The following is a 25,260-nucleotide window of genomic DNA, read 5'->3' on the forward strand; positions in this document are numbered from 1 at the left end:
TTTCACGGCGCGGTGTCCGCGGCGGTGGCGGACAGGGGCTCGCGGATGCGCCGCGAGAAGTCCGGCCGCCCGTCCGCGGCCAGCGCCCGGGCGTTGATGTGGTACCGCTGGCGCACCTGCTCCAGGGGCACGTCCTGGTCGATGAGCTTCAGCTCGTAGGCCAGCGCGTCGGAGAAGGCGGGCAACAGGGTGCGGTGGTCGTACGGCACCCGCGCCTCACTCACCGTCTCCAGGTGCCGCACCAGGTTGGTGGTGCAGTTGTTGGTGAGCGTGTCGTAGAACTCCGGCTTCTCGTGCAGCGCGTTCATCCGCGCCACCATGTCGAGGAAGAAGCGGGCGATGCGCTCCTTCGACGCGTCCACCGGATACATGTAGACGTCGTCCTTGCGGTGGTTGGAGCGCAACTGCACCAGGTCCCGCTCGTCCCCCACCACGTAGACGAGCTCGAACTGGCGGAAGAGGCCCCCAGCGCGGAGAACGTCTCGCCCTTCTCGCGCCGGACCTCGACGGAGAAGACGAGATAGCGGCCGTCGGCGAAGCCGAAGCTCACCATGGTGTGGGCCGCGCCCCAGACGCCGGAGAAGGGCTCCACGACGAACCAGGCGCCGGTGAGCTCCCGCGTATCGTAGGTGGCCGAGTACCAGGCCGCGTCCCAATCCGACGTGTCTCGGTAACGGAAGTCCCGGACGTCGTACAATGTGACACGGGAGCCCACCACCTCCCCGCGAGCGGAGCGGGTCAAGTCGGGCGCCCAATCCCGCTGGGTCGCGGGATGCACCGTCTGGGTCCACCCCCAGACGGCCGCGCACCCCAGCGCCATGGCCCCCACCGCCGCGCGCTTCGAGTGAAAGCGCCACGCCGCCACGGCGGCGCCGGCCAGCAGCAAGGCGGCCAATCCCCGCACGAAGGCAGGACCTTGGGGGCCCGCCCCGTCAAGGCCAGGGCGAGCGAGGCCCAGACGCCCCCCACCGCGAGAAACAGGGCCGTGACGATACGAAAAACCTGAGACATGGCCCGCGAGTATAGGCGGCACCCCGTCTCAGCGCGCCCACGCCTTCCGTGTCTTGACCCCTTTTCCTGGATTGTGCCCAGAATGCGGCCCATTTCAGGAGATCTTCATCATGGCGGATGAGCGCGAGGACACGACTGTCTACAAGGTCGTGCTGAACCACGAGGAGCAGTACTCCATCTGGCCTGCCGACCGCGAGAACGCGCTCGGCTGGAAGGATGCGGGCAAGCAGGGCTCGAAGGCCGAGTGCCTGGAGTACATCAAGGAGGTCTGGACGGACATGCGTCCGCTGAGCCTCCGCAAGAAGATGGAAGAGCTGAAGCAGTAGTTCCGGCCACGGCCGTGCGCACGCCCCCTGCGAACCCGGGCCACCAGGCCTGGGTCCGGGGGGCGTGCTGCATGCGCGGTCCGATGTTTCGCCTAGAGGTCCGGCGGAGGCCGGACGCCCAGGTGGCACGCCCTCAACGCAAGCTGCGTGCGGTTCTCCGCGCCCAGCTTCCGGTAGAGCTGCGTGACGTGAGACTTCACCGTGCGCTCGGCGATCTGCAGGTGCGCGGCGATCTTCAAATTGTCCGCGCCGCCCGCCACGTACGCCAGCACCTCACGCTCGCGCTGCGTGAGCGCCAGCAGCACGCTCGCGGTGGGCGACGTCACCGGCGGATGCTCGAAGTCGTTCCGCAAGAGCTGCACCGGGAACAACCGCTCGCCACGGACCAGGGAGTTGATGGCGGACGCAACCGCCGTCGTTCCCAACCCCGCACGGAACAGGTAGCCCGACGCACCCTCGTCGAAGCACTGCGAGATGATCTCCGGCGTGCTCACCGCGGAGAGCAACAGCATCCGCACCTCGAGCCGCCGCTTGCGGGCTTCCCGCAAGAGGTTGATGCCCTCGGTGACGGAGCAGCCCACGGCCGCTTCGCTGTCGCCTTCCACATCCATCACCGCGACCTGCGGCGGGTCCGTTCCCAGGCTGTCGAGGAACAGGCGCACATCCCTCGTCACCGAGGAGATCTGGACGCCTTCACCTCGGAGCCCGTCAGCGAGGCCCTGCCAGGCCGCCCACGGTCCTTCGAGAATCGATACACGAATCGCTGCTTGATTGGTTGCCATGCGAAGGCCCCCCAGCCGTCATGGCGAAAACTGCATGAACAGACAACTGACCACAGCCGGCTCCGGTACGACTTGGGCCAGTGGGTTGCATGACAGGGATGAACGAGCACGTCCGCTGAGCCACTCCGGAGTCGGCCTACCGATATACGACTCGACTCCTGGCTGTTTTTGACTTTCAGCTACCTCTGACGTCCCTGCGGGCCGCACCTCCTTCAGCCCAGGTTCATGGTCCGACGAAGAAACCCTATCACTGGGAAAGCGCAGACGCGAACCAGCCCCAACGGGAGTGTCCAGTGTGCATGAATTAGAGCCCGTTACAGGGGTTTCATCCGTTGGTTCGTTGTCGCTGTTTCCCGCACGACACGCGGCCGCGTCCACAAGTCGATGAAGCCGCCCTCATTCGACCCCATGACTGTCTTCCCGGCCACACGCGGTTGGGACCTGAAAATCCCGCAACTCGAAGGCGAATCGAGGCGCGACACAACCGCGTAGGTGGAAGGCAGACGTGTATGCTGCGCCCCCAGCATGCGCTCTGCTCCGACACCCCATCTCGACGTCGCCACCCCCGAGCGTGTGGCGCTCACCCTCCCCGTCGCGGGCATTGGCTACCGGTGTCTCGCGTGGCTGGTGGACGCGAGCCTGTTGTTCTTCTTCTGGCTCATCGCGTACTTCGTCTTCACCCTGCTGGTGTCGGACGTGCTCGGCGTCTTCCAGGGGCTGTCGGGCGTGGCGCAGACCTTGATGGTGGTGGGCGTCTTCGCCACGCAGTGGCTGTACTGGACGGTGAGCGAGGTCCTCTTCCACGGACAGACGGTGGGCAAGCGGGCGCTCGGCATCCGCGTGGTGCGGTGGGATGGCTCACCGGTGGGCGTGTACGAGAGCGCGGTCCGCAACCTGTGCCGCGCGGTGGACTTCCTGCCCATGCTGTACGCCGCGGCCTGCGTGAGCATGCTGCTGACCCGCCAGCACCGGCGGCTCGGGGATTTGCTCGCTGGCACGCTGCTGGTGCGCGAGGAGCGCATCGACCTGGACAAGTACACCGCCGCGCCAGAAGCGGCGGCGCCGGTGACGTCGGCCGAGGGCGCGCGGACGCTCACGCCGGAGGACGTGGAGCTGGTGTTGTCCTTCCTGTCGCGGGCGCCCGGGCTGGCGCCGGACGTGCGGCAGCGGCTGGGCGCGCGGCTGGTGGAGCGCGTGGGCCCACCGGACGCGGCGTCGCTCGCCGCGGTGCTGGCCTCGGCGGAGAGCACCGAGGCCTTCCTGCGCGCCCGCGTTCAAGGAGCGCGCTGACATGGCCACGCCCCTTCCCGCCTATGTGGCCCGCCGCCGGCAAGACTGGGACGCGCTCCAGGCCCTGCTGACGCGCCAGCGCGCGGGCACGCTGAAGCTGGACGAGCTGCGCACGCTGGACACGCTGTACCGGCGCGCGTCCGCCGACCTGGCCCATACCCAGACGTTCTATCCCGGCACGGATGCCCACCGCTTCCTCAACCAGCTCTGCGGGCAGGCCTACGCCGCCATCTACCAGCCGCCGCGCGAGCGCTGGCCCGCGGTGCGCGACTTCTTCCGCCGGGAGTTCCCCGCGACGCTGCGACGCGAGCGCGGCTTCGTGGGCGCCAGCGCCGCCTTGTTCATCCTGGGCCTCGTCCTGGGCGCGGTGGTGGTGCTGTGGGAGCCCCAGGGCGCCGAGCTGCTGGTGCCCTCCGGCGTGCGCCACTACGTGGCCCAGGGCCGCATGTGGACGGACGACATCCTGTCGGTGGCGCCGCCCAACTCAGTGGCGTCCGGCATCGCCACCAACAACCTCACCGTCACCATCGTCACCTTCGCCACGGGCCTCACCTTCGGCCTGGGCACGCTGTTCCTGCTGGTGAACAACGGCGTGCACATTGGCGCCATCACCGCGCTGTGCGCGCGCGAGGGCATGGTCGGCGGGCTGCTGGACTTCATCGCCGCGCATGGGCCGGTGGAGCTGTCCATCCTCGTCATCGCCGGTGGGGCGGGACTGATGGTGGGCCAGTCGCTCATCGACCCGGGGGAGCTGCCCCGGGGACAGGCGCTGGCGCTGCGCGGACGGGAGGCGGTGAAGCTGGTGCTGGGGTGCGCGCCGTTCCTGGCCCTCATCGGCGTGGTGGAGGGCTACGTCTCACCGGGCGACCTGTTCCCCACCTGGATGAAGGCGGGGCTCGGGTTCGCCCTGGGCGCGCTCTTCTGGGGCTACCTGCTGCGCGCGGGCAGGACGGACGCGGAGGCCGCGGGCACGCCGGACGACAGCGCCTCCTGACGCTTGCGCTGGCGGTGCCGGAGGATGCGCTCATAGGCCGCGTTCAGCTCGCGCATCTTCTCCGGTGAGCCGCCGCGGTCCGGGTGCGCCTCCATGGCGAGCGCGTGGTAGCGCGCGCGCACCGTGTCCGCCGAGTCCAGCGGCGACACGCCCAGGAGCCGGTACGGGTCCTGCTCCTCCAGCGCGGACAGCCAGCGGTCCAGCCGGTCCTTGACCTCGATGAACTGCTCGTCCTGCGCGCCCGAGTCCTTCACCGGGTGCGTCCGCACCTTCGCGTCCGCCCGGAAGACGTCGGAGTACACGCTGGACACCCAGCGATGACACCCGGAGCACCGGTAGTAGCGAACCCGGGTCCCGGGTTGCAGGGTCATCCGGATGCCGCAATGGGTGCACTCCACATCGACGTTTTCCAGCGTCTGCCAGTTCGCGGCCGCGTTCATCGAACCTTGCTCCTGTTCGCAACACACATGTAGCAGCGGCAAGCTCCCACGATGAGCGATCGCGTCAAGAAAAACTCTTCGCTCCGGGGTAGAAGGGGCTCCATGCCTCCCCTGTTTCTCACTGGCCTGCTGCTCGCCGCCACCGCACCCGCCCAGGCCCCGGCTGCCCCGCCGCCCGCCGCCGTGGCCCCGGCGGCGGCCCCGGCCACGGCAGGTGCGCCTGGCGCCGCAGCGGAGGCCTCGGACGACACCGCCCTGCTGCGGGGGCTGCTGGGGGCGATGAAGCCGGCGCCAGAGGAGGTCCGGGCCCTGGCCATCGAGGACCTGGCGCTGCTGGGTGACGCGCGGGCGTTGGATTCGCTGGCGCTGCTGCTCTGGGACCCCAATCCCCGCATCCAGCAGGCCGCCCTGCGCGCGGTGGCGCTGTTCCAGCACACGCGGGCGGAGGAAATCCTCGCCAACGTGGTGCGCCACCCCCGCCTCCCGGACGCGCTGAAAATCCAGGCGCTCAACGGGCTCATCTTCCAGCGCACCCCCACCGCGCGCCGCGCCGTCCAGGACGCCGCCGTGGATGCCCGGCTCACCTCGGGGGTGCAGAACGCCGCCCGGACCGTGGTGTCCCAATGGGACGCCGCCCGCCGCTGACGCCCGCCCGCCGGGCAGCCAGCCAGGCACCACGCCGTGGGGCTCCACCCCGGCGCCAGGGCCGATTCCTGGAGAAGTGACGCCCCTGCGCTACACTGCGGCGTCATGAAAATCACCCCGCTCGACATCCGGCAGAAGCGGTTCGAAACGGCCCTGCGCGGCTTCTCCCGCCGTGAGGTGGAGGCCTACCTCGAGCTCATCGCTGGCGAATTCGAGGAGGTGGTGAAGGAGAACATCGCGCTCAAGGAGGAAGTGAAGCGCACCCAGTTCAAGGTCGAACAGCACCAGGAACGGGAACGCACCCTCCAGGAGACGATGGTCACCGCCCAGCGCATCAGCGAGGACCTGAAGGACGCCGCGAAGAAGGAAGCGGAAATCATCATCGCGGACGCCGAACATCAGGCGGAGAAGATTGTCCACGGCGCCCACCAGCGGCTGGTGCAGGTGGTGGAGGACATCAACGAGCTGAAGCGCCAGCGCACCCAGTTCGAGTCGCAGGTCCGCTCGGTGCTGGAGGCGCACCAGAAGCTGCTGGAGACCTTCAAGAGCCCCACGTTCGCGGACCGCGACTACGCGCGCGTCGAGGACAACGTGGCGTACCTGTCCCAGAAGAAGGCCAACGCCGACTCCTGACGCACCGCGCTGCGCCCACCACGGGCGCGGAGGTTGCGGCAACCAGGGGCGAGGCTGTTATGTCAGTGGAACGTGAGGCCGTCGCACATGCGCCACCTGCTTGTTCTGCTCCTGCTGCTGGCCGCCCCGCTCGCCCGGGCGCAAGAGCCCGGCGGCGCCCACGGCACCCACGCGCATGACGTGGTGTACGACGCCGCGCTGGTGCCGCTCACGCCCCCGCCCGTCGTCAGCGGCGAACTCACGACGAAGCGCTTCCGCATCCTCCACACGGCCGCCGCCACTGGCGCCGCGCACGAGCTGTCCCGTCACATCGAAGGCGTCCGGGACACCTTTGGCACCATCCTGGGCAAGGACTGGCCGGGGGTGACGGAGATTCGCCTGGGCGTGGGCCGCTCGGAGTTCGAGGCCCTGGCGCTGCCCGGCGGCAAGCCTCCCGGCTGGGCCGTGGCCCTGGCCTACCCCGTCCACCAAATCATCCTCCTGGACGCGCTCAGCCTGAATGCCCCGGACGGACAGCAGACGCTGCGCCATGAGCTGGCCCACGTCGCGCTGGGGCAACTGGCCCCGCAGTGGCCCCGCTGGTTCCAGGAGGGCGTGGCCCAGAACGTCACCGGGGAGCGGTACTCCATCACGCACTACGGCGCCCTCTTCCGCGCCGTGACACAGGAGCGCGTCTTCCACTTCGAGCACCTGGACCGGGCCTGGCCGGATGTCCCCTCCGACGTGGAGATTGCCTACGCGCAGAGCGCCGCCTTCGTGGCGCACCTGTCCGCGAAGTTCGGCCCGCTGGCCATGGCCGCGCTCGTGGAGGGCGTGGCGCGCGGCGAGCCCTTCGAAACCGCCTTCGGCAAGGCCTTCCGCACCTCGCTGCTGGTGGAGGAGACGGATTGGCGGGAAGGCCTGGCCGCGCGCTACGGCTGGCTGCCGCTCACCACCAGCTCCGCGCTGGTGTGGCTGGGCGCCTCCTTCCTCTGCGTGGCCGCCTACGCCCGCCGCCGCCAGCAGCGCGCCGCGAAGCTGGCGGAGATGGCCGCCCAGGACGCCGCCGAGGACGCCACCCTGCGCCTGCTGGCCGCCCAGGCCGCGGCGGCCAACGCCCAGGCCGAGGCGTCGCTGGCCAGCACCACGGACGCGACGTGGCCGGACTGGCCCGCGGGTCCTCCGGGCGCGGAGGGCCACGAGCCCGCGCACGAGTCCGACGCCGCGCTCGCGGAGGGTGCGGCAGCCGACTTCCCAGGGGACCTGGACGACGAGGAAGGCCCCCACGGCCGCCCGCCCAAGCCCACGCTGCACTGAGTCCTCCCGACCCGGTAGGACTGCAATCCCCGCCCTGTAGTTTCTACCGCGCTCCCGCCCCTCTGCCTGCTCGCCACTCCGGGCCAACCCGCTGAATTCATTGGAGTCTGGGACTCCAAAGGCGTTGGCAGCCGGATTGCTATGACCTCCGTACGCGATGCGGAAGGCACTGGACATGAGCGAGCGTGGACGTAAGGCAGCCGTGCTGGCGCGGTTCTTCCGCCAGCAACCGGATCGAATCTCGGCGCTGTGGCGGAGGATGGTGTTGGCGGCGCCCGAAACGGACGTCTCCCAGGGCATGCCCACCCAGTTGGACAACCTGGTGGAGCCCTTCATCCGCGAGCTGGGCAAGACGCTCGCCGGTGAGGAGTCGAGCCCCTGGAGCCGCACGCGCGCGGTGCTGCGCCTGTCGCCGCACCGGGGGGCCCGCGCCCTCTATGACGAATTCGCGGCGCTTCGGCGCTGCCTGGTGGACGCCTCCGAGGTGCTGGGTGGCGGGGATTGGGAACGCGAGCGCATCAACCGCGCGGTCGACGAGGCCGTGGACTCCGCGGTGGCGCTGCTTCAACGGATGAAGGACCCGCGGGCGGATGGGCCGCGAGTTCCCTTCGGTGGGCTGGTCGTCGAGTACTTCGAGCGTCCTTCGCGGACGCGGCGCGTGTCTCCGGACACGGGAGATGGACGTACGGCAATGCACTGAGGGCGTGTAGGGGTTGGCCGGCCCGTTCGACTTGACGCTTCCGGCAACGGGAGCGTCCGAGACCGGCGGGAGGGAGTGCGCCTGGGTGGGGGCCCATGGCGCGCTTGTGGGAAGTCGCGCTCCCGCTGGGGAGTGGTGAGCGCGCACCGCGAGCCGCTGGCAAGACGTGTGGATGGGGGTCCACACGACTCGCCGGTCGGACGGGTCGGCGCATTTGTCGAAGTGTGCAGTGGCGGCCGTGGGGGCCGTGGGGTGCAGCATCCGGGAGGGGCGCCTACGGGGGTGGGCGCTCCTCCCGTCTTTTTTGGAGCGTCAGTGCGCGTCCGCCCAGCTCCGGCCCGCGCCCACGTCCACCTTGAGCGGCACCTTCAGGTCCGCCACCGACGACATCGCCTGCACGGCCAGCGCCTTCACCTGTTCGACCTCCGCGTCGGGGGCCTCGAAGAGGAGTTCGTCGTGCACCTGGAGCAGCATCCGGGTGCGCAGCTTCTGGGCCGTCAGCGCCGCGTCCACCGCGAGCATCGCCTTCTTGATGAGGTCCGCGGCCGTGCCCTGGATGGGCATGTTGATGGCGGCGCGCTCGGCGGCCTGGGCCACGCCGCGGTTCTTCGAGTTCAAGTCCGCCATGTACCGGCGGCGGCCGTAGAGCGTCTCCACGTAGCCCGTCTTGCGCGCCACGGAGACGGTCTCCTCCAGGTAGCGTTTGATGCCCGCGTAGCGGATGAAGTACCGCTCGATGATGTCGCGGGCCACGTCCTGCGCGATGCCCAGCCGCGCTGACAGGCCGTGCGGCGACAGGCCGTACGCGATGCCGAAGTTCACCATCTTCGCGACGCGCCGCTGCTCCCGGTCCACCTTGTCGGTGGGCACGCCGAAGACTTCCGCGGCGGTGCGGGTGTGGATGTCCTCGTCGTGGCGGAAGGCCTCGATGAGCACCGCGTCGTCCGCGATGTGGGCCAGCAGCCGCAGCTCCACCTGGCTGTAGTCGGCGCTCACCAACTGGTGCCCCTCCGCGGCCACGAAGGCCCGGCGGATTTCGCGGCCCAGCTCCGTGCGGACGGGGATGTTCTGGAGGTTCGGGTCGGTGGAGGACAGGCGCCCGGTGGCGGTCGCCGCCTGGTGATACGTCGTGTGGATGCGCCCGTCGGCGGCCACCAGCGTGGGCAACGTGTCCAGGTAGGTGCTCTTCAGCTTGGACAGGCTGCGGTACTCGATGATGGCGCCCGGCAGCGGGTGCTCCTCGGACAGCTTCTCCAGCACCTCCTGGTCCGCCGAGGGGCCCGTCTTCCCCTTCTTGATGATGGGCAGCTTCAGCTCGTTGAAGAGCACGTCGACCAACTGGGGGTTGGAGCCGATGTTGAACTCGCGCCCCGCGTGCCGGTAGACCTCCTTCACCTGCGTCTCGACGGCCGCGTCCACCTTCACGGACGTGCGCGACAGCTCCGCGGTGTCGAGCAACACGCCCCGCTGCTCCATCTGCGCGAGCAGCGGCAAGAGCGGCAGTTCCAAGTCCCGGGCCAGGTCCGCCAGCTTCGCGACCTCCAGCTCCTTCCACAGCTCGGGGGCCAGCCGGCGCGCGGCCTCGGCGCGGATGGCGAAGCCGGTGGCCACCTCCTCCACCGTGTGGTCCGCCAGGGCGCGGTCCTTCTTGCCGCGCTTGCCCTCCGCGGCGGCTGGCAGCGGCGGCAGCTCCGTGAACAGCCGCTCCCGCGACAGGTCCACCAGCGCGTGCTCGCGGCGCGACGGGTTGAGCAGGTAACTCAGCAGCTCCACGTCGTCGTGCGCGCCCCGCAGGGTGATGCCGTCATTGGCCAGCACCAGGGAGAGCGCCTTGAGGTCATGGCCGCCCTTCTTCACCGCCGCGTCCTCCAGCACGGCGCGGAAGGCCGTGGTGAAGGCGTCCGGCTTCACCTGCGTCACGCCCAACTGCGCATGCCGCAGGGGCACGTACGCCGTCTGCCCATCCGGCAGCGCGAGCGCCAGTCCCACCAGCTTCGCGCCGAAGGGCGCGCCCTCGTACGCGGGAATCAGGCTGACGGCGCCCGCCTCGCGCACGGCGTTGGCCAGGGGTGCAAGCTCCTCCTCCGTGCCCACCAGGCGCGGCGTCACCGTCAGCGGCGCGGGCTTCTCCTTCGCCACCTCGGGCGCGCCCGCCGCGGCGCCGTCCTGCGCCGGCAGCTCCTTGAGGAGCGCGAAGAACTCCAGCTCCGTGAAGAGCTCGCGCGAGCGCTGCGCGTCCAGCGGCCTGCGGGCCAGGTCCGCCATGCCCACGTCCAACGGCAGGTCCGTCTTGAAGGTGACGAGCTGCTTGGCGCGAAGGAGGCTCTCGCGGTGGGAGGCGATGTTCTCCCGAATCTTCGGCTTCTTCACTTCCTCCAGGCGCTCCAGCAACGTCTCCACGTTGCCGAACTGCTGGATGAGTTCCGTGGCCGTCTTCGGGCCAATGCCCGGCACCTTGGGGACGTTGTCCACCGCGTCACCGATGAGGGCCAGGTAGTCGCGCATCTGCCCCGGCTCGATGCCCAGCCGCGCCTTCACGTCCGCGGGCAGCGTGTGCACGTCCTTCATCGGGTCGTACAGGCGCACGTCGTCGTCGACAATCTGGACGAAGTCCTTGTCGCCCGTGACGACCTGGACGCAGAAGCCCTCCTGCTTCGCCTTCACGGCCAGCGTGCCAATGACGTCGTCGGCTTCCCAGCCGGCGACCTCCAACACGGGCACGTTGATGGCTTCCACCACGCGGCGGATGAGGGCGAACTGCGGGATGAGGTCCTCGGGAGGACCCTCGCGGTTCGCCTTGTAGGTGGGGTCAATCTTCTGGCGCTCGGTGCGGCTCTCCTTGTCGAAGGCGAGCGCCACATGCGAGGGCTTCAGCTCGCGCAGGGCCTTGAGCACCATGCGCGTGAAGCCCAGCACCGCGTTGGTCTGCACGCCCTTGCTCGTCGTGAGCGGAGGAATGGCGTGGTACGCGCGGAAGATGAAACCCGAAGCGTCGATGAGGACCAGGGTGGGCGCGGAGCGCGAGGGGCTGGTGTCGACCATGCCCCGTGCCTAGCGCGCCCGCCCCGCCCTGTCCATGACGGGCGCTACTTGCAGCCCAGCTCCGCCTTCTTCGCGACGACCATCTCCTCCACGCCGTCACCCTTGACGGCGTAGTCGAGCGGCACCGCCATGTCGTTGCAGGTGCTCGACGCCCGGAACGCCTCCAGGGCCCGCGTGGAGCAGAAGGCCGCCGCCTTGTTGAGGTTCGGATTGCCCGCGTAGAAGCTGAAGCCCAGCTTCCACACGCGGCACGCGCGGCGGCGGTCCTCGCGGTCCGCCCAGTGCTTGCCGCGCTGGTAGGACTTCTCCGCGAAGTCCTGGAGGATGTTGCGCCGGTAGAACGACGGCTTGGCCTCGGCCAGCTCCTGCATGAGCATCTTGTCGGTGGCCAGCGCCTCCCGGAAGGGCTCGGCGGCCTTCTCCGGGTCCTCCGCGGCCAGGTAGCTCTGGCCCGCCTTGAAGAGCTGATCCACCGTGGACATGCTCTTCATCAGCTCGTCCGCCTGGGCGTGGTACTGCGCGGCCTCGTAGTTGGCGCGCAGCTTCTGCATCGTCGCCAGCGCTTCGCTGCCACGGCCGCCCCAGTAATCCAGCAGCGCGGCCTGCATCAGCTTGTTGGGATAACGCTTCTTCGCCGCCTCCGCGATGATGGTGCGCGGATCCACGGCACGCTCGTCACCGGCGAGCACCTCCGCCACCGGGCACACCCACGGCGCCGCGTTGGGGTCCATCTTCTGCCGCGCGATGAGGAACTTCACGAACATCGGTTCCTTGGGCCGCCACTCGTTGCGGCGCAGGCGGCCCTCCAGCTTCAGCGTGAAGCCCAGGGGCGGCTGCAGGTCGTCGCGCGGGACGGACTGGCACCACACCGCCATGTACACCCCGCAGCGAGACACCGCGGCGCTCCACTGCGAGTCGCGCAGGTACAGCTTGCAGTCCTCCTGCGCGCGCTTGGTCACCGCGTCGGCGGCCTCGCGCGCCTTGGCGCGGGCCCGGCGGAAGTACTCGCTCTCCTTCTGGATCTTCCGGAACGACTCCAGGGCCTCTTCCGGCTTGAGGCGCTGCAGCAGCCGCTCACCCTGCGAGTAGTAGTCGAAGGACTCCTTCTCCAGCTTGATGCGCCGGATGAGGGTGTTCGCCTCCGGGTGAATGGGGTCCAGGTCCAACGCCTGGGTGCAGACCTCGTTGGCCTTGTCCCAGTTCGGCGCGCCCAGCTCGCTGGACGCGTAGGAGCGGCACTCGCTCAGCAGCTCCTGGATCTTCTGCGCCTGGTCCGCCTGGCTGACGACACCCGGGGGGGGAGGTCCGCCGGCGGAGGGCTGAAGATGGACGACACCATCCCCACCATCAGCAGCACGCCCACGAGCGCCGCCGCCACCATGATGAGCTTCTTGCGCTTCTCGGCCGGGTCGACCTCCACGTCGCCGCCTCGCGCCGCTCCCGGGCCACGACGCGCCGGCGCCGCGGATGCGTCCTCCTCGAACGACATCTCCACCACGCCGAACTGGAGCAGATCCCCGGGCTCCAGGGGCACTGGCGTCTGGTCCAGGGGCTCGCCGTTGAGCAGCGTCCCGTTGGCGCTGCCCAGGTCCTTCACCATCACGCCATCGCGGGTGACCTCGAGCTCCGCGTGCCGACGGCTGACCGAGTCATCATCCAACTGGATGGACGCGGGCGGCTGACGGCCCACGATGACCTTGCCCTTGAGGGGATACGTCTGCCCCGCCCATGGCCCCACCATGCCGCGCAGCGAAGGCCCGCTGGCGGTCGGCTCCGGACGGGCGCCGCCCGCGGCCGGGGAGCGCGCTGGACGCGGACGCTTCGCGAGCTCCGCCCCGGCGCCGCCTCCCTTCGCCCCGCCCGGCGACTTCTTGATGCTGGGCATGGCCCGGGTAGCGCGAGGGCCCGCGCCCTCGCCGCCCACGGGCATGGCGTCATCGCCCCCCGCCGCGGGCTTCGCCGCGCGCCGCGCCCCCGAGCCCCGGACCGCGGCGGCCTTGAGGGTGAGGGTGTAGTCCCCGAGCAGCACCTCCGACTGAGGCGTCAGCGCGGTGGGCTCCATGATGCGCTTGCCATCCACGAACGTGCCGTTCGCGCTGCCCACGTCATCGATGAAGACGGTACCGCCCTCCTCGAAGACGCGCGCGTGCGTACGCGACACACCGCCTTCGGTGAGGAGGATGTCGCAGCCTTGCTGGCGGCCCAGCTTCAGCTCGCCAGTGATGGCGTATTCGTTCTCAGTACCGTCAGGCAGACGGACGACCAGAGTGGCCATGGGGACGCGTCACTCCTCGCGGAAGATGCTCATGTTGACGGGGATGCCCTTGCGCTGGAGCTCGTCGTAGAACTTCGGCACGAAGCCGGAGGCGACGTAGCGGCCACGGACCTTGTGGTCTTCCGTGAAGCCATCCTGCTTGAAGTAGAAGATGTCCTGGAGGGTCACGATGTCGACCTCCATGCCGGACACCTCCGTGATGTAGCAGATCTTCCGCGTACCGTCGGAGAAGCGCGTCTGCTGCACGATCATGTGCACCGCGCTGGCGATCTGCTCGCGGATGGCCTTCACCGGCAGGTCCATGCCGGACATGAGCACCATCGTCTCCAGGCGGGCGATGGCGTCACGCGGCGTGTTCGCGTGCAGCGTGGTGAGCGAGCCGTCGTGGCCCGTGTTCATGGCCTGGAGCATGTCCAGCGTCTCACCGGAGCGGCACTCACCGACGACGATGCGGTCGGGCCGCATGCGCAGGCAGTTCTTCACCAGCTCACGGATGGTGATGGCGCCCTTGCCTTCCAGGTTGGGAGGCCGGCTCTCCAACTGCACCCAGTGGTCCTGGGGGAGCTGCAGCTCGGCGGCGTCCTCCACGGTGATGATGCGCTCACCCTCCGGGATGAACGAGCTGATGATGTTCAGCGTCGTCGTCTTCCCGGAACCGGTTCCGCCGGAGATGACGATGTTGCGCCGGGCGGTGACGCACATCTCCAGGAACTCGGCCATCTGCGCGGTGACGGTCTTGTACTTGATGAGGTCCGCGATCTTCAGCGAGTCCTTCTTGAACTTGCGGATGGTGATGCAGGGACCCTTCAGCGCCAGCGGCGGGATGATGGCGTTGACGCGGCTGCCGTCCTTGAGGCGCGCGTCCACCAGCGGGCTGGACTCGTCGATGCGGCGACCGATGGGCGCCACGATGCGCTCGATGACGCCGAGCACCGCCTGGTTGGAGGAGAACGTCTTCTCCGACAGGGTCAGCTTGCCCTTGCGCTCGATGTAGATCTGGTTGGCGTGGTTCACCATGATCTCACTGATGTCATCCGACGCGAGGAACGCCTCGAGGGGCCCCAGGCCCAGCGCCTCGTTGATGACGTCGGTGAGCAGCTCCTCGCGGTCCACGTCCTCCGGAAGCTCACCGTCCGCTTCCATCTGGTCGATGATGTCGCGGATGGCCTTTTCCGTGCGCCGCCACAGCTCGTCGTCGCCGAGCCGGTCCATGTCCATCCGGCGCAGGTCGAGGTACTCGATGAGGCGGTCGTGGATCTCCTTCTGCAGGCGCGTGTAGCGCTCCTGCCGGGGGTCCACCTTGCGCTTGTTCTTCGCCAGCGCGGAGGCCAGCGACGCGGGCATGTTGCTCTTGACCGCGGGGGGCGGCGCCGGCTCCGGCTCCTCCTCCTCGTAGGGGCCCTCCTCGTCCTCGTAGGGGCCCTCCTCGTCCTCGTAGGGCCCTTCCTCGCCCTGCTCGTCGTAGTACTCCTCCTCGGGCTGACCCGCGCGGGTCATCACGGGGCCCTCGTCTTCGAGCCCCTCCACGTTGAGGATGTAATCGCCGATGTAGACCTGATCGGTCGGTTTGAGGACCTGAGGCGCGGCAATCTTCTTGCCGTTCACGAACGTGCCGTTCGTGGACTTCATGTCCACGATGATGAACTTCCCGTCCTTGGCGACGATTCGCGAGTGGTACTTGGAGACGTTGCCCTTCGCGAGGATGATGTCATTGCCCGGCAGACGGCCGATGGTGACTTCATTCTTGTGGTACTCGCGCTGCTCGGTCCCGCCGCCCTTTTCCGCGAGGGTGATGAGAAACATGGGGACGGATGCTAGCAAGCCCCCCTTCGTACTCAAAGCGTGAGAACCGGGTTGCTCGCTTGCCCGCAAGGCGACGGGCCGGCAACCACCCCTGAAAGGGTGGCGGCCGGCCCGTGAAGGCAGCGCCAGGAGGCGCCCGCCTCAGTCGAAGATGTTGAAGTTCACCTCGGACCGGGCCTGCTTGTAGCGGCTCTTCACGTCCTCGATGATGGTCCGGACCTTGTCGGAGTCCGGGTTCACGATGCGCGGGGTGACGAAAATCACCAGCTCGCGCTTGGTGGAGTCGAAGCCGCGGCTCTTGAAGAGCTCACCGATGATGGGGATGTGACCCAGGCCCGGCAGCTTGGACACCGACTTCTGCTCGTCGTGGCTGAACACGCCGGAGAGGACGATGGTCTCACCGTGGCGCACGGTGACGTTCGTCTTCACCCGGCGGGTGCGGAAGCCCGGGATGGAGGCCGAGCCACCGAAGGACACCGCCACGGACGTGTCGATTTCGGACGCCTCCGCCTCGATCTCCGTCTGGATGTTGCCGTTGCGGTCCGCGGTGGGGCGCAGGTTCAGGATGACGCCGTACTTTTTGAACTCGACCGTGAACTGGTTGTTGGTGATGAGCGGGATGGGCACCTCGCCGCCGGCGAGGAACTCCGCCTTCTCACCGCTGGCGCACACCAGCTTGGGCTGCGCGAGCAGGCGGCCGTAACCGTCGTTGCCCTGGAAGCCGAAGGAGAAGTCCGCGCTGGCGTTGATGCCGATGTTGGCGATGCCCTGGCCGAACGTCGCGGGGAAGAGCTGCTGGGTGATGGTGGAGACGGCCTGCGCGGTGCCCGTGATGTCCGTGGGGTACCGGATGCCGTAGCGGTCGCGGCTGTTGCGGCGGATCTCCACGAACTGGACCTCGGAGAGAATCATCCGCTTGATGCCGACGACGAGGAGGTTCTCCACCTTCTCACCGATGGCCTTGGTGATGAGCTCGGCCTTCTGGAGGTCCTGCTGGCTCTCCACGGAGCCCTCCAGGAAGATGGTGGCGCCCACCACGTTGGCCTGCACGTTCTTCAGGCCGGCCTTCTGGAAGGCCGCGTTGAGGTTCTGGGCCACCAGCTTCTTGGCGTTGGGGGCGATCTTCACGAACGACTTCACGTTCGGGTAGAGGCCCACGACCTGCTCGATGCGGTCGGCGTCCTGGGTGGTGTAGGCCTGACCGTCCAGGTAGATGCGATCTCCCACCATGCGGACGGACACACCTTCGATTTCACCGAGCAGCCGCTTGATCTCGGTGATGACCTCGTTGGGGTCCTGCTTGCGAACCGCGACCAGATAGCTGACGCGCTGGCCCGAGGACTTCCAGACGAGCAGCGTCGTCTTGCCTTCGGCCTGACCGGTGATGAGAAGCTGACCGGAGCCCAGCGTCTTCACGTCCGCGATGCTCGGGTCACCGAGCGCGACGCGGCTGAGACCCGGAATGGTGATCACCTTCTGGGAGCCCACGCCGAGGCTGACGGTGGTGTTATCCTGCGCCAGGGCATTGCCGCCAGCCACCATTGCGATGAGGGCGCCAAGCGCCGCGGCATGCGTGATGCGTGTGAACATCGTCCGTGTCCCCTCTTCTCTTCCAGAAGTCCGAGCTAACTCAACGTTCCGTGCTGCCACCACAGCGCCCAGAAGGTGCCGAGCGCGATGGCCACTCCATAAGGAATGTGGCGCTGGGGAGCTGGCTGCGCGTCCGCGCTCGCCAACCGGACCCGCACCGCCCACCGGCGGACCACGGCCGCCAGTGTGTCCCAGACGGCGCCCTGCCAGAGCAGCGTCACCACCGCCTGCAGCGCCCCCACCAGTGAAATGAAAGCCGCCGCCCCGAGCACCGCCGGAAATCCCAGCACGGCGCCCACCCCGCCCATCAACTTCACGTCGCCCCACCCCATCCGCCCGCGCAGCGCCGCTGGCAGCAGCAGCAACGCGAGCCCCACCCCCGAAATCAGGCCGCTGATGAGGCCGTTCTCCAGGTCCCCCACCCCCTCGGTGGCGAGACGTACGCCCAGCCCCACCGCCATCAGCGGGTAGGTGACCACGTCGAGGATCTCCCGGCGAAGCACATCCGTCACCACCGAGATCACGAGGGCCACTCCGAGAACCATCCAAAGCGCGATTTGAACAGGCGTCATCAGCGCCTGTCCTCTTCGCGGCAGGCGTCCGGTATCAAACCAGGGACGCCTGGAGCCCGTCAATTGGCGAACAACCAGAAGCCCCGCGGGACGGGGCTCGGGTCACGCAATTATCGGAGCAAGAGACGGATTTTCTCGCTGCAGATGAAATACTCGTCCCCGTCCTCGACCTTGCGGCGCTTGATGCGCTGCTTGTTGAACCAGGTCCCGTTGGACGAGCCGAGGTCCTCGATGGTCCATTCATCCCCCTCGCGGGCGATGACGGCGTGCTCTCGAGAGACCTTGCCGGAGTTGATGACGAAGTCGCAGTGCTTGCCACGGCCGATGACGAAGCGATCCTTGACGATCTGCTCCTGATCACCCGACTCGGTGACGAGGTACAGCGCGGCGCCCCCCTCTTCCTCCTCGGCGAGGTCGTCGGCGGGCTCCTCCTCCAGGTCGTCCGGGGGCGGCTCCTCGTCCATGAGGCCCGGATCCTCGGCGTCGGGCAGCGGCTCCTCGTCCTCGACCATGTCGTCGGCGGGAGGAGGCGGCTCGCTGTTCTTCCCCTTGATGAGGCGCTCGAGCTCCGCGGCCGTCTCCAGCACGCGCTCGGCGACCTCGCGACGCACCGGGTCATTGTCCAGGCCGTTGGCGGAGGCGCGCTCCTCCGGCGTGGAGCGCACGGGCGGACGCGCGGGGGCGGGGGTCGCGTCGGCCTTGGGGGCAGGCGCGAGCACGGGCGGAGAAGCCGGCCGCGAAGGGCTCGGCGCGGCGGCCACGGGCTTCACCGGCGCGGGCGCGGCGGCGGCGGCCACGGGCGCCACGGCGGCGTCGGAGCGGGACCTCACTTCGAGGAAGCCGTTCAGACGCGCGAACATGAAGAGCGCCTGGTTGATCAGCGCATCGCGATCCGAGCCCATCTGCTGGGCCATGTCTTCGAACGTCTCCCACAGGTGGTCGGCGATACCGACCTTGCGGGCGGGACGGGAGTTCTGATCGATCATCGGTCTTGACTCGCGTGAAACTGGAAGCCCCGGACGATAGCAGAGGCCTCCACTCCCGCCCAGTTACTCGAAGGGAACCAGTGCCAGGGACTGCGCCCGGTTGTCGGAGAGGGCTTCCAGGCCGAGTTGGAGGATGCCGTCCGCCGACGGGTAAGCGATGTAGGCGAGGTTCGTGTTCCGCTTCTGGGAAGCCGCCACCGTTGCAGGCAGGGTGTAGAACGACAGGCCCGTGCCCGCCGAGTTGTCCGGCGTGAAGATGTAGTTCCGGATGCCGGAGCTCACCGTCACCGCGTAGCGGTCACCCCGGCGCAGCTCGCGGCCCACCGCCGTCACCCGGATGTGCAGCGGCGGCGGAGGCTGGGGGAAGCGGCTGAGGTTGGGCACCGGAGGCGTCGCCGGGTCGCCGTCGTCGTCGATGTAGAACTCGGCCGGGTGGAAGTAATACTCGGTGGGGATGCTGTAGCTGGACGACCCCGTCACATCCCGCGACAGGAAGGTGCCGCCCTCGTTGAAGAGGACGAAGGGCTGCTCACCACCCGCACGCACGGTGAAGCGCGTCAGGCTGGCGCACTCCGTGGGGATCTGCTGCGCCTCCGGCACGACGAAGCGCGAGCGGGAGGTCCCCGGCACGGGCTCCACGGACGCGATGGGCAGGTCGACGGCGCACAGCGCATCCGAGCTCTCCAGGACGATGATGTCCCCTGCCCTGGCGTTGGCGGCGAGGCTGGCCTCGGCCTCGAAGCGGCGGGGATCCTCCGGATCACGGACCAGGCTGCTCAGCCCCGGAAGGCCGCCCTGGTAGATGATCCGGTAGAAGCCGTTGGTCACGGAGCCCTCGTAGAGCACCGTGGACTGGAGCGACGGATCCTGCGTGACGGTCACCAGGTTGGCGGTCTCGATGGTCAGCGGCACTTCATTGCTGTCGCGAAGCCCGACGATGGACCGCGCCGTCGCGGCCGAAAGGTCGAACTGCCGCAGGTCCGCGGCGGAGAACAGCGTGATGTAGCCATTGGACGACGGCATGACGCCCAGCAGCGGCACCGTGATGGACAGCTCCGAGCCATCGTCCTGGACGACGCGCAGTCTCGCATCCGGAACCAGCGCCAGCCCCGTGGGCAGGCCTCCCGCGGGGAAGATGGGCAGCATCGGGGCGCCGCTGAGGTCCCGGGCCGTCTGCCCTGGCGGAGACGACTCGAGGTCCACCGCGAGCACGCCGGAGCACTCGCGGGCCGCGGCGCAGGCCGCCTCGTCACGGATGCCGAAGATGTAGCGCCCCGCGTTGACGGGGTCTTCATCGGGGATGGCCGCGCGCGGGTGGCTCACCAGGAGCCGCACGGGCACGTTGCCAAAGCCCGCGGACACGTCCAGCGTCGGAACGGAGGGCTGGAGGCAGTCCGCCACGGGGCCAGAGTCGGTAACGACCAGCGTGCGGCCAGACCGGCCCGACGCCTGCCGCGTGGCCACCGCGAACTGCCCCTGCCCCGCGAGCATCGTCATCGAGAGAATCGACTCGCCCGGCTGAAGGCAGAACACCGCCACCGGGGGAGGCACGGCCGCGGGCTCGGACGCCAGGAGCGCGTCGGGGCCGGGGACCTCCTGCCGCATGATCCGGGCGCCGCCGGTGTCGGCGTCGAAGATGCCGTCCGGATCCTGGATGGCGTAGTACAGCGTGCTCGGCGCGCCCGAGTTGGCGGCCGGGGAGCGCGACGCGAACGCGGTGACGATGCTGGCGGCCTGGAGACGGACGACCTGCCGCAGCAGCTCGCGGGCCGACGCCACCACGGAGATCTCCGGCGAGCCCGAGCTGCGCGCGTAGATGTAGGGGCCCGGAACGTCGTTGCCGTCCGCGTCGTAGCCGACGTCCCGCGTGAGCGCGTCCGGCCGGTCCAACACGGGGATGGAGAGCGCCTGGAGCGGGTTGGGCGCGGCCACGTAGGCGCGAGGATTCGCCGCCGTGTCGAGCACGCGCAGCTCGTCCCGGTCCGAGGACGTGACGAAGACGAGATCATTGCTGGTCATCGTCAGGTCGAAGGCGCCCGACAGACCGGCGAAGCCCGTGGTCAGGTTGGTCGCGGAGCAGCTACCGGCCAGGCCAGCAAACGCGAAGAGGGATACGAGGTGACGGCGCTTCACGGGGAGGTCTCCTGGCACAGGCTGGTGCCCTGGCGCGGGTCACGCCCCTGCCGGGCGCCGAGCCTCGCCACCAGCCGCGCGTTCTGCGGCCGGTCGAGGTCGGGGATGTCGATGATGGCCACGCGGCCGTCGCCGAAGGTGCTGGCGAAGATGCGGGCGGAGTTGCCCCGGACATCCGACGCCAGGCCGAAGGGCTGGCTGGGGTTGTTCGGGTCGTTGTCGCCCACCTGCACCTGCGCGATGAGCTGGCCCACCTCCTCGTCGAAGATGGCCACGGCCTCGTCGCCGCTTCCCGTCACCGCCACCAGGTTTCCCCGGCCCGGGCCGCGCGGAATCACTTCCAGCTCGCTGGCGGACGCGGGCACGGGCAGCGCCGACACGATGCGCACGGTGGGGTTCGTCCCCGCATCCGGCGCCGTCCCCGCGGCGTTCAACACGTCCAGGACGAGCAGCGTGTCCGGGCCGCGCGCCAGGAGGTACACGCGCTCGTCCACGATGGTGCTCTCCGGCGCGGCCGGGTCCGGAATGCGAACGGCCGACGGCACCACCGCGACGCCCCGGGCCTCACGCACCGAGTACGTCAGCTCCAGGTCGGTCTCCAGCACCCGGCCCGGCGTGGCGCGGTCCACCAGGCGCAGGATGAAGCGCGCGGGCAGCGCGCCCAACTGCGGCGACGAGGAGTTGCGCCCGGACGCGTACACGTACCGGCTGCCCACGGCGGTGGCGTGCGCGACGCCCGAGAGCCGATCGTTGGTGCCCAGCACCACGAACTCATCGGTGTTCAGCGCGTCGCGCGTGGGGTTCGCGGCCGGCAGGTGGAGCAGGTAGCCCCGCAGGTCCGCCTCCGCGATGGTCGTCCGGGGACCGGCCAGCTCGGTGTGCGTCACCCAGACGCGGGCGTCGTCGCCCGTCCCCGCCACGCTCACCCCCAGGGGGCCCGGCGCCGAAGGCAGGTTGTTCGAAGCACCCGGCACGTCCAGCAGCGACAGCGCGTTGGCGCGGCAATCGCGGTCGCCACCCTGCACGCAGCTCAGCGTGAGGCCATCCGCCCCCACGTCGACGGCGTGCAGCACGCTGCCCTCGTCTCGCGACGGAACGAACAGCCGGGGTGGACGCCCCGGCGGGCTCCACATCGCCATCTCACCGGCGAAGCTCTGGATCTGCACGTAGGACTGGGAACCAATCCCCAGCGACGTGACGTCGTTGGGCAGACTCTCCGACGGGTCGAAGGGCGCTCCGAACGGCCGCACCCCCACCGCGTCGAGGTCCAGTGCGATGACCGAGCCTGAGTCGTAGCACTTGTCGAAGTTGGCGCTCGCGACGTAGAGGAATCCGTTGGTGGACGGACCCGCTTCGGGGCGCCAGAAGGCAAGTCCACTGGGGTAGACGAGCCGGGTAGACGGCGGGGGCTTGCTCTCGACGCCGATGTCACACGACACGAGAAGCAACGCGGAGGAAAGAAGGTAGGCGCGCATCAGAGGGGGGCGGAGTGTAGGAAGGGGCCTCCCCCCGGGCAACCGGAAACGCGGTGCGCCATTCCCGTGCGCCTTGCGTACGACGTCGGCGTGCCCCCCGGGGTGCTTCTCCCCCCGGAGGGCAGCCAGGCCCGACGTCAGGCCGAGGCCGTCTCGGCCTGGATCTTCGAGAAGTCGGCCACCTGATTGAACAGGGCACCAATCTCCACCAGCAGGCGGATGCGGTTTTCCCTCAGGGCCTTGTCCTCGGCCATCACCATCACCTTGTCGAAGAAGGTGTCCACGGCGGGCTTGAGACTGGTGATTTCCCGGAGAGCCCCGGCGTAGTCGTCCGAGCGCACCAAACCCGACACGGCGCCGCGGGCCTGGGTGAAGGCCGCGTGGAGGTTCCGCTCGGGCTCGTCCACCAGCTTCTGGGGATTGGTCTCCCCGCCCTGCACGTCGCGGCCCTGCTTCTCCACGATGTTGACCACGCGCTTGAAGGCCGCGGCCAGCGGCTGGAAGTCCGCGTGCCCGACGATGAGGCTGAGCGCCTCCATCCGCTTCTGCGCGGCCACCAGGTCGTCGAAGCCGGCGGCGAGCACCGCCTCCACGACGTCCGTGCGGTGCTGCTCGCCCCACAGCGCCTTGAGGCGACCGCGGAAGAACTCCAGTACCTGCTCACGCGGCGCGGGCTCGCCGGCCTTGCGCTTGGCGTTGGCGATCTTCGGCGCCAGCAGCCGCAGCGACTCGTCCACCGCGGCCGACAGGCTGAAGCGGTAGCCCCGGCCCAGCACCAGCCGGATGATGGCGATGCACGCGCGACGCAGCGCGAACGGGTCCGCAGCGCCGGAGGGCGCCTTGCCGATGGCGAAGATGCCGCACAGCGAGTCCAGCCGGTCCGCGATGCCAATGAACGCGCCCGGGTCCTGCGTGGGCAGCGCGTCCTCGGCGCCGCGCGGCAGGTAGTGCTCCGCGATGGCCAGGGCCACCGCGTCCGGCTCACCGCCGGCGCGGGCATACTCACGGCCCATGACGCCCTGGAGTTCGGGGAACTCGCCCACCATGCCGGTGACGAGGTCCGCCTTCGCCAGGGTGGCGGCGCGCTCGATGGTGGCCGCGTCCCCTGCCCGCCCGGACTGCTCCGCCAGCCACAGCGCCAGCGTGCGGAAGCGCTCCACCTTCTCCAGGTAGCTGCCGAGCTGCCCCTGCCACACCACGCGGCCCAGCTTCTCCACGCGGTCGATGAGCGGCGTCTTCCGGTCCTCGTCGAAGAAGAAGCGGCCGTCCGCGAGCCGCGCGCGCAGCACGCGCTGATAGCCGCGCAGGCTGAGCTGCTCGTCGCGCACCGGCGTGTTGGACACGGCGATGAACTTCGGCTGCAGCTTGCCCGCGCCGTCCACCAGCGAGAAGTAGCGCTGGTGGCTCTTCATCTCCTGCACCAGCACCTCGGGGGGCAGGTCCAGATGGCGCTCCTCGAAGGTGCCCACCACCGGGCTCGGCAGCTCGACCAGGTTGGTCACCTGGTCCACCAGGGACTCATCCTCCAGCACCTGGACGCCCGCCTTGGCCGCGGCCGCCTTCACCTTCTCCACCAACTGCGCGCGGCGCTTGGCGATGTCCGCAACCACGTGCGCCTTCTCCAGCGTCGCCTCGTAGTCCGCCGGCGCCTTCAGCTCGATGGCGTCCGGAGCCAGGAAGCGGTGGCCCCGCGTGGACCGGCCGCTCGTCACGTCGCCGAACACCACCGGCAGCACGTCCCCGCCGAGCAGCGCCACCAGCCACTGCACCGGCCGGGCGAAGGACATGTCCACGTCACCCCACCGCATGGACTTGCGGAAGTTGATGCCATGCACCGCGGCGTGCAGCGCGTCCTTCAGGATGTCCGCCGCAACGCGGCCCTTCTCCTCCACGCGCGCGGACACGTACTCGCCCTTGGGCGTGGTGGCGCGGCCAAGCTGGTCGACCGTGAGCTTGAGCCCCTCGGCGAACTTCTCCGCCGCCTTGGTGGGCTTGCCCTGCGCGTCGAAGGCGGCCTTGGCGCTGGGCCCCAGCACCTCCTTCACGATGTCCTCGCCCGCGTCGGCGATGTCCTTCACCCACACCGCCAACCTGCGCGGCGTGCCGAAGGTGCGCACCTCACCGTGCTTGAGGCGGGCCTCCGCCATGCGCTCGGTGATGACGCGCTTGAGGTCGTCCAGCGCCGGCCCGATGAACGACGCCGGAATCTCCTCGGCGCCCACTTCCAGGAGCAGATCACGCGCCATGGCCCACCTCCGCCTTCTGCTTCTTCTCCACGGGCTTGTTGAGGACCACCGTCTTCCAGTAGTCGCTGGCCGGCTTGCCCTCCAACACCGGGGGCTGCTCCCCCACCGTCCACGGCGTCTTGAGCAGCGGGTAGCCCAGCCGCTCACGCATCTGGAGATAGCCCTCCGCGCACAGCCTGGCGTTGTCGCGCACGCGCTTGATGAAGTTGGCGCGCTCCGTGACGGAGATGGCGCCGCGCGCGTCCAGCAGGTTGAAGGCGTGCGAGCACTTCAACGCGAAGTCATACGCGGGCAGCGGCAACTGCCGCTCGATGAGCCGCTTGCACTCCTTCTCGTACGCATCGAAGAGCGCGAAGAGCATCTGCGCGTCCGACTCCTGGAGCGCGTACTTGCTCATCTCCACCTCGTTCGGGTGGAACACCTCGCGGTACTTCACGCCCTTGACCCACTCGATGTCGAAGACGTTCTCCACGTTCTGCAGGTACATGCAGATGCGCTCGAGCCCGTAGGTGAGCTCCGCGGCGACGGGCTTGCAGTCGAAGCCGCCGCACTGCTGGAAGTAGGTGAACTGCGTCACCTCCATTCCGTCGCACCAGACCTCCCAGCCCAGGCCCCAGGCGCCGAGCGTGGGCGACTCCCAGTCGTCCTCGACGAACCGGATGTCGTGCTCCAACGGGTCGATGCCAATCTTGCGCAGCGACGCCAGGTACAGCTCCTGGACGTTCTTCGGCGCCGGCTTGAGGATGACCTGGAACTGGTGGTGCTGGAACAGGCGGTTGGGGTTCTCGCCAAACCGGCCGTCCGCGGGGCGCCGCGAGGGCTGCACGTACGCCACGTTCCAGGGCTCCGGGCCCAGGGCACGCAGGAAGGTATACGGGGCCATCGTGCCCGCGCCGACCTCGACATCGTAAGGCTGCGTGTTGATGCAGCCCTGGTCGGCCCAGTGCTTCTGGAGCGTGAAGATAAGGTCCTGAAAATACATAGCGCGCGGACCCTAGTGACGGGGGTCCGGAGCGTCAAG

At 69.1% G+C, this 25,260-nt stretch carries 20 protein-coding genes and 1 pseudogene; 7 read left to right on the top strand and 14 right to left on the bottom strand.

Features of this window, described 5'->3' with window-relative positions; all coding sequences use genetic code 11:
- Nucleotides 1-2 precede the first annotated feature (2 nt).
- A pseudogene (locus A176_RS41240) lies at nucleotides 3-820 on the bottom strand (Lnb N-terminal periplasmic domain-containing protein).
- Nucleotides 821-1,121: 301 nt separating this feature from the next.
- Between A176_RS41240 and A176_RS18735 the strand changes: the two are divergent.
- On the top strand, nucleotides 1,122-1,337 hold the full coding sequence (locus A176_RS18735) for an MbtH family protein (RefSeq protein WP_002640683.1): 216 nt from the start codon (nucleotides 1,122-1,124) through the stop codon (nucleotides 1,335-1,337).
- Nucleotides 1,338-1,429: 92 nt separating this feature from the next.
- Here the strand turns inward: A176_RS18735 and fruA are convergent, their stop codons facing one another.
- On the bottom strand, nucleotides 1,430-2,119 hold the full coding sequence (fruA, locus tag A176_RS18740; RefSeq protein ID WP_002640682.1) for a response regulator transcription factor FruA: 690 nt from the start codon (nucleotides 2,117-2,119) through the stop codon (nucleotides 1,430-1,432).
- Between the two features lie 525 nt (nucleotides 2,120-2,644).
- Here fruA and A176_RS18745 point away from each other — a divergent pair.
- Together A176_RS18745 and A176_RS18750 are read left to right on the top strand one after the other, a co-directional pair.
- Nucleotides 2,645-3,409: an RDD family protein gene (locus A176_RS18745; RefSeq protein ID WP_002640681.1), complete on the top strand. Its 765-nt coding sequence runs from the start codon at nucleotides 2,645-2,647 to the stop codon at nucleotides 3,407-3,409.
- A 1-nt stretch (nucleotide 3,410) separates the two neighbouring features.
- Nucleotides 3,411-4,403 carry a stage II sporulation protein M gene (locus A176_RS18750; protein WP_002640680.1) on the top strand — a complete coding sequence of 331 codons (993 nt, stop codon included), beginning with the start codon at nucleotides 3,411-3,413 and terminating at the stop codon, nucleotides 4,401-4,403.
- Here A176_RS18750 and A176_RS18755 read toward each other — a convergent pair.
- A complete protein-coding gene (locus tag A176_RS18755) occupies nucleotides 4,337-4,843 on the bottom strand; it encodes a J domain-containing protein (RefSeq protein ID WP_044891020.1) in 507 nt (168 codons plus the stop codon). The genes A176_RS18750 and A176_RS18755 overlap by 67 nt on opposite strands.
- Nucleotides 4,844-4,945: 102 nt before the next feature.
- Here A176_RS18755 and A176_RS18760 point away from each other — a divergent pair, with 102 nt between their 5' ends.
- The 4 genes from A176_RS18760 to A176_RS18775 all read left to right on the top strand — a co-directional run bounded on the left by A176_RS18760 (nucleotide 4,946) and on the right by A176_RS18775 (nucleotide 8,117).
- Nucleotides 4,946-5,488, top strand: a complete 543-nt coding sequence (locus A176_RS18760; RefSeq protein WP_002640679.1) for a HEAT repeat domain-containing protein — start codon at nucleotides 4,946-4,948, stop codon at nucleotides 5,486-5,488.
- Nucleotides 5,489-5,593: 105 nt separating this feature from the next.
- A complete protein-coding gene (locus tag A176_RS18765) occupies nucleotides 5,594-6,121 on the top strand; it encodes a DivIVA domain-containing protein (RefSeq protein ID WP_002640678.1) in 528 nt (175 codons plus the stop codon).
- Between the two features lie 87 nt (nucleotides 6,122-6,208).
- Nucleotides 6,209-7,417: a peptidase MA family metallohydrolase gene (locus A176_RS18770; RefSeq protein WP_002640677.1), complete on the top strand. Its 1,209-nt coding sequence runs from the start codon at nucleotides 6,209-6,211 to the stop codon at nucleotides 7,415-7,417.
- A 157-nt stretch (nucleotides 7,418-7,574) separates the two neighbouring features.
- Complete coding sequence (locus tag A176_RS18775) at nucleotides 7,575-8,117, top strand: hypothetical protein (RefSeq protein ID WP_002640676.1); 543 nt, start codon at nucleotides 7,575-7,577, stop codon at nucleotides 8,115-8,117.
- Between the two features lie 312 nt (nucleotides 8,118-8,429).
- Here the strand turns inward: A176_RS18775 and polA are convergent, their stop codons facing one another.
- The 11 genes from polA to glyQ form a co-directional block, all read right to left on the bottom strand.
- Nucleotides 8,430-11,159, bottom strand: coding sequence for a DNA polymerase I (polA, locus tag A176_RS18780; RefSeq protein WP_002640675.1), 2,730 nt, complete (start codon nucleotides 11,157-11,159; stop codon nucleotides 8,430-8,432).
- 44 nt (nucleotides 11,160-11,203) lie between these two features.
- The gene (locus A176_RS40030) at nucleotides 11,204-12,325 is read right to left on the bottom strand and encodes a hypothetical protein (RefSeq protein ID WP_226993916.1); all 1,122 of its coding nucleotides are present in this window, start codon (nucleotides 12,323-12,325) and stop codon (nucleotides 11,204-11,206) included.
- 77 nt (nucleotides 12,326-12,402) lie between these two features.
- A complete protein-coding gene (locus A176_RS40035; protein ID WP_226993917.1) occupies nucleotides 12,403-13,434 on the bottom strand; it encodes an FHA domain-containing protein in 1,032 nt (343 codons plus the stop codon).
- 9 nt (nucleotides 13,435-13,443) lie between these two features.
- Nucleotides 13,444-15,237: a TadA family conjugal transfer-associated ATPase gene (locus tag A176_RS18790; protein WP_002640673.1), complete on the bottom strand. Its 1,794-nt coding sequence runs from the start codon at nucleotides 15,235-15,237 to the stop codon at nucleotides 13,444-13,446.
- 141 nt (nucleotides 15,238-15,378) lie between these two features.
- Nucleotides 15,379-16,827, bottom strand: a complete 1,449-nt coding sequence (locus A176_RS18795; RefSeq protein WP_002640672.1) for a type II and III secretion system protein family protein — start codon at nucleotides 16,825-16,827, stop codon at nucleotides 15,379-15,381.
- Between the two features lie 35 nt (nucleotides 16,828-16,862).
- Nucleotides 16,863-17,399, bottom strand: a complete 537-nt coding sequence (locus tag A176_RS18800) for an A24 family peptidase (protein ID WP_044891018.1) — start codon at nucleotides 17,397-17,399, stop codon at nucleotides 16,863-16,865.
- A 110-nt stretch (nucleotides 17,400-17,509) separates the two neighbouring features.
- The gene (locus A176_RS18805) at nucleotides 17,510-18,385 is read right to left on the bottom strand and encodes an FHA domain-containing protein (protein WP_002640670.1); all 876 of its coding nucleotides are present in this window, start codon (nucleotides 18,383-18,385) and stop codon (nucleotides 17,510-17,512) included.
- A gap of 63 nt (nucleotides 18,386-18,448) precedes the next feature.
- Nucleotides 18,449-20,518, bottom strand: coding sequence for a hypothetical protein (locus tag A176_RS18810; RefSeq protein WP_002640669.1), 2,070 nt, complete (start codon nucleotides 20,516-20,518; stop codon nucleotides 18,449-18,451).
- Nucleotides 20,515-21,993, bottom strand: a complete 1,479-nt coding sequence (locus A176_RS18815) for a YncE family protein (protein WP_002640668.1) — start codon at nucleotides 21,991-21,993, stop codon at nucleotides 20,515-20,517. Before A176_RS18815 ends, A176_RS18810 begins: the two co-directional genes overlap by 4 nt.
- Before the next feature lie 137 nt (nucleotides 21,994-22,130).
- Nucleotides 22,131-24,239 carry a glycine--tRNA ligase subunit beta gene (gene glyS / locus A176_RS18820; RefSeq protein ID WP_002640667.1) on the bottom strand — a complete coding sequence of 703 codons (2,109 nt, stop codon included), beginning with the start codon at nucleotides 24,237-24,239 and terminating at the stop codon, nucleotides 22,131-22,133.
- On the bottom strand, nucleotides 24,229-25,221 hold the full coding sequence (gene glyQ, locus A176_RS18825; RefSeq protein WP_002640666.1) for a glycine--tRNA ligase subunit alpha: 993 nt from the start codon (nucleotides 25,219-25,221) through the stop codon (nucleotides 24,229-24,231). Before glyQ ends, glyS begins: the two co-directional genes overlap by 11 nt.
- Nucleotides 25,222-25,260: the final 39 nt, after the last annotated feature.

The sequence above is a fragment of the Myxococcus hansupus genome, assembly GCF_000280925.3.
Lineage (GTDB): Bacteria > Myxococcota > Myxococcia > Myxococcales > Myxococcaceae > Myxococcus > Myxococcus hansupus.

What these genes read in the sequence shown, in the direction of transcription:
- A176_RS18735 (WP_002640683.1), top strand. Translation starts at nt 1,122, where the DNA reads ATGGCGGATGAGCGCGAGGACACGACTGTCTACAAGGTCGTGCTGAAC.
- A176_RS18745 (WP_002640681.1), top strand. Translation starts at nt 2,645, where the DNA reads ATGCGCTCTGCTCCGACACCCCATCTCGACGTCGCCACCCCCGAGCGT.
- A176_RS18760 (WP_002640679.1), top strand. Translation starts at nt 4,946, where the DNA reads ATGCCTCCCCTGTTTCTCACTGGCCTGCTGCTCGCCGCCACCGCACCC.
- glyS (WP_002640667.1), bottom strand. Translation starts at nt 24,239, where the DNA reads ATGGCGCGTGATCTGCTCCTGGAAGTGGGCGCCGAGGAGATTCCGGCG.
- A176_RS40035 (WP_226993917.1), bottom strand. Translation starts at nt 13,434, where the DNA reads ATGGCCACTCTGGTCGTCCGTCTGCCTGACGGTACTGAGAACGAATAC.
- A176_RS18750 (WP_002640680.1), top strand. Translation starts at nt 3,411, where the DNA reads ATGGCCACGCCCCTTCCCGCCTATGTGGCCCGCCGCCGGCAAGACTGG.
- fruA (WP_002640682.1), bottom strand. Translation starts at nt 2,119, where the DNA reads ATGGCAACCAATCAAGCAGCGATTCGTGTATCGATTCTCGAAGGACCG.
- glyQ (WP_002640666.1), bottom strand. Translation starts at nt 25,221, where the DNA reads ATGTATTTTCAGGACCTTATCTTCACGCTCCAGAAGCACTGGGCCGAC.
- A176_RS18770 (WP_002640677.1), top strand. Translation starts at nt 6,209, where the DNA reads ATGCGCCACCTGCTTGTTCTGCTCCTGCTGCTGGCCGCCCCGCTCGCC.
- A176_RS18805 (WP_002640670.1), bottom strand. Translation starts at nt 18,385, where the DNA reads ATGATCGATCAGAACTCCCGTCCCGCCCGCAAGGTCGGTATCGCCGAC.
- A176_RS18790 (WP_002640673.1), bottom strand. Translation starts at nt 15,237, where the DNA reads ATGTTTCTCATCACCCTCGCGGAAAAGGGCGGCGGGACCGAGCAGCGC.
- A176_RS18765 (WP_002640678.1), top strand. Translation starts at nt 5,594, where the DNA reads ATGAAAATCACCCCGCTCGACATCCGGCAGAAGCGGTTCGAAACGGCC.
- A176_RS18800 (WP_044891018.1), bottom strand. Translation starts at nt 17,399, where the DNA reads ATGACGCCTGTTCAAATCGCGCTTTGGATGGTTCTCGGAGTGGCCCTC.
- A176_RS18755 (WP_044891020.1), bottom strand. Translation starts at nt 4,843, where the DNA reads ATGAACGCGGCCGCGAACTGGCAGACGCTGGAAAACGTCGATGTGGAG.
- A176_RS18815 (WP_002640668.1), bottom strand. Translation starts at nt 21,993, where the DNA reads ATGCGCGCCTACCTTCTTTCCTCCGCGTTGCTTCTCGTGTCGTGTGAC.
- polA (WP_002640675.1), bottom strand. Translation starts at nt 11,159, where the DNA reads ATGGTCGACACCAGCCCCTCGCGCTCCGCGCCCACCCTGGTCCTCATC.
- A176_RS18795 (WP_002640672.1), bottom strand. Translation starts at nt 16,827, where the DNA reads ATGTTCACACGCATCACGCATGCCGCGGCGCTTGGCGCCCTCATCGCA.
- A176_RS18775 (WP_002640676.1), top strand. Translation starts at nt 7,575, where the DNA reads ATGCGGAAGGCACTGGACATGAGCGAGCGTGGACGTAAGGCAGCCGTG.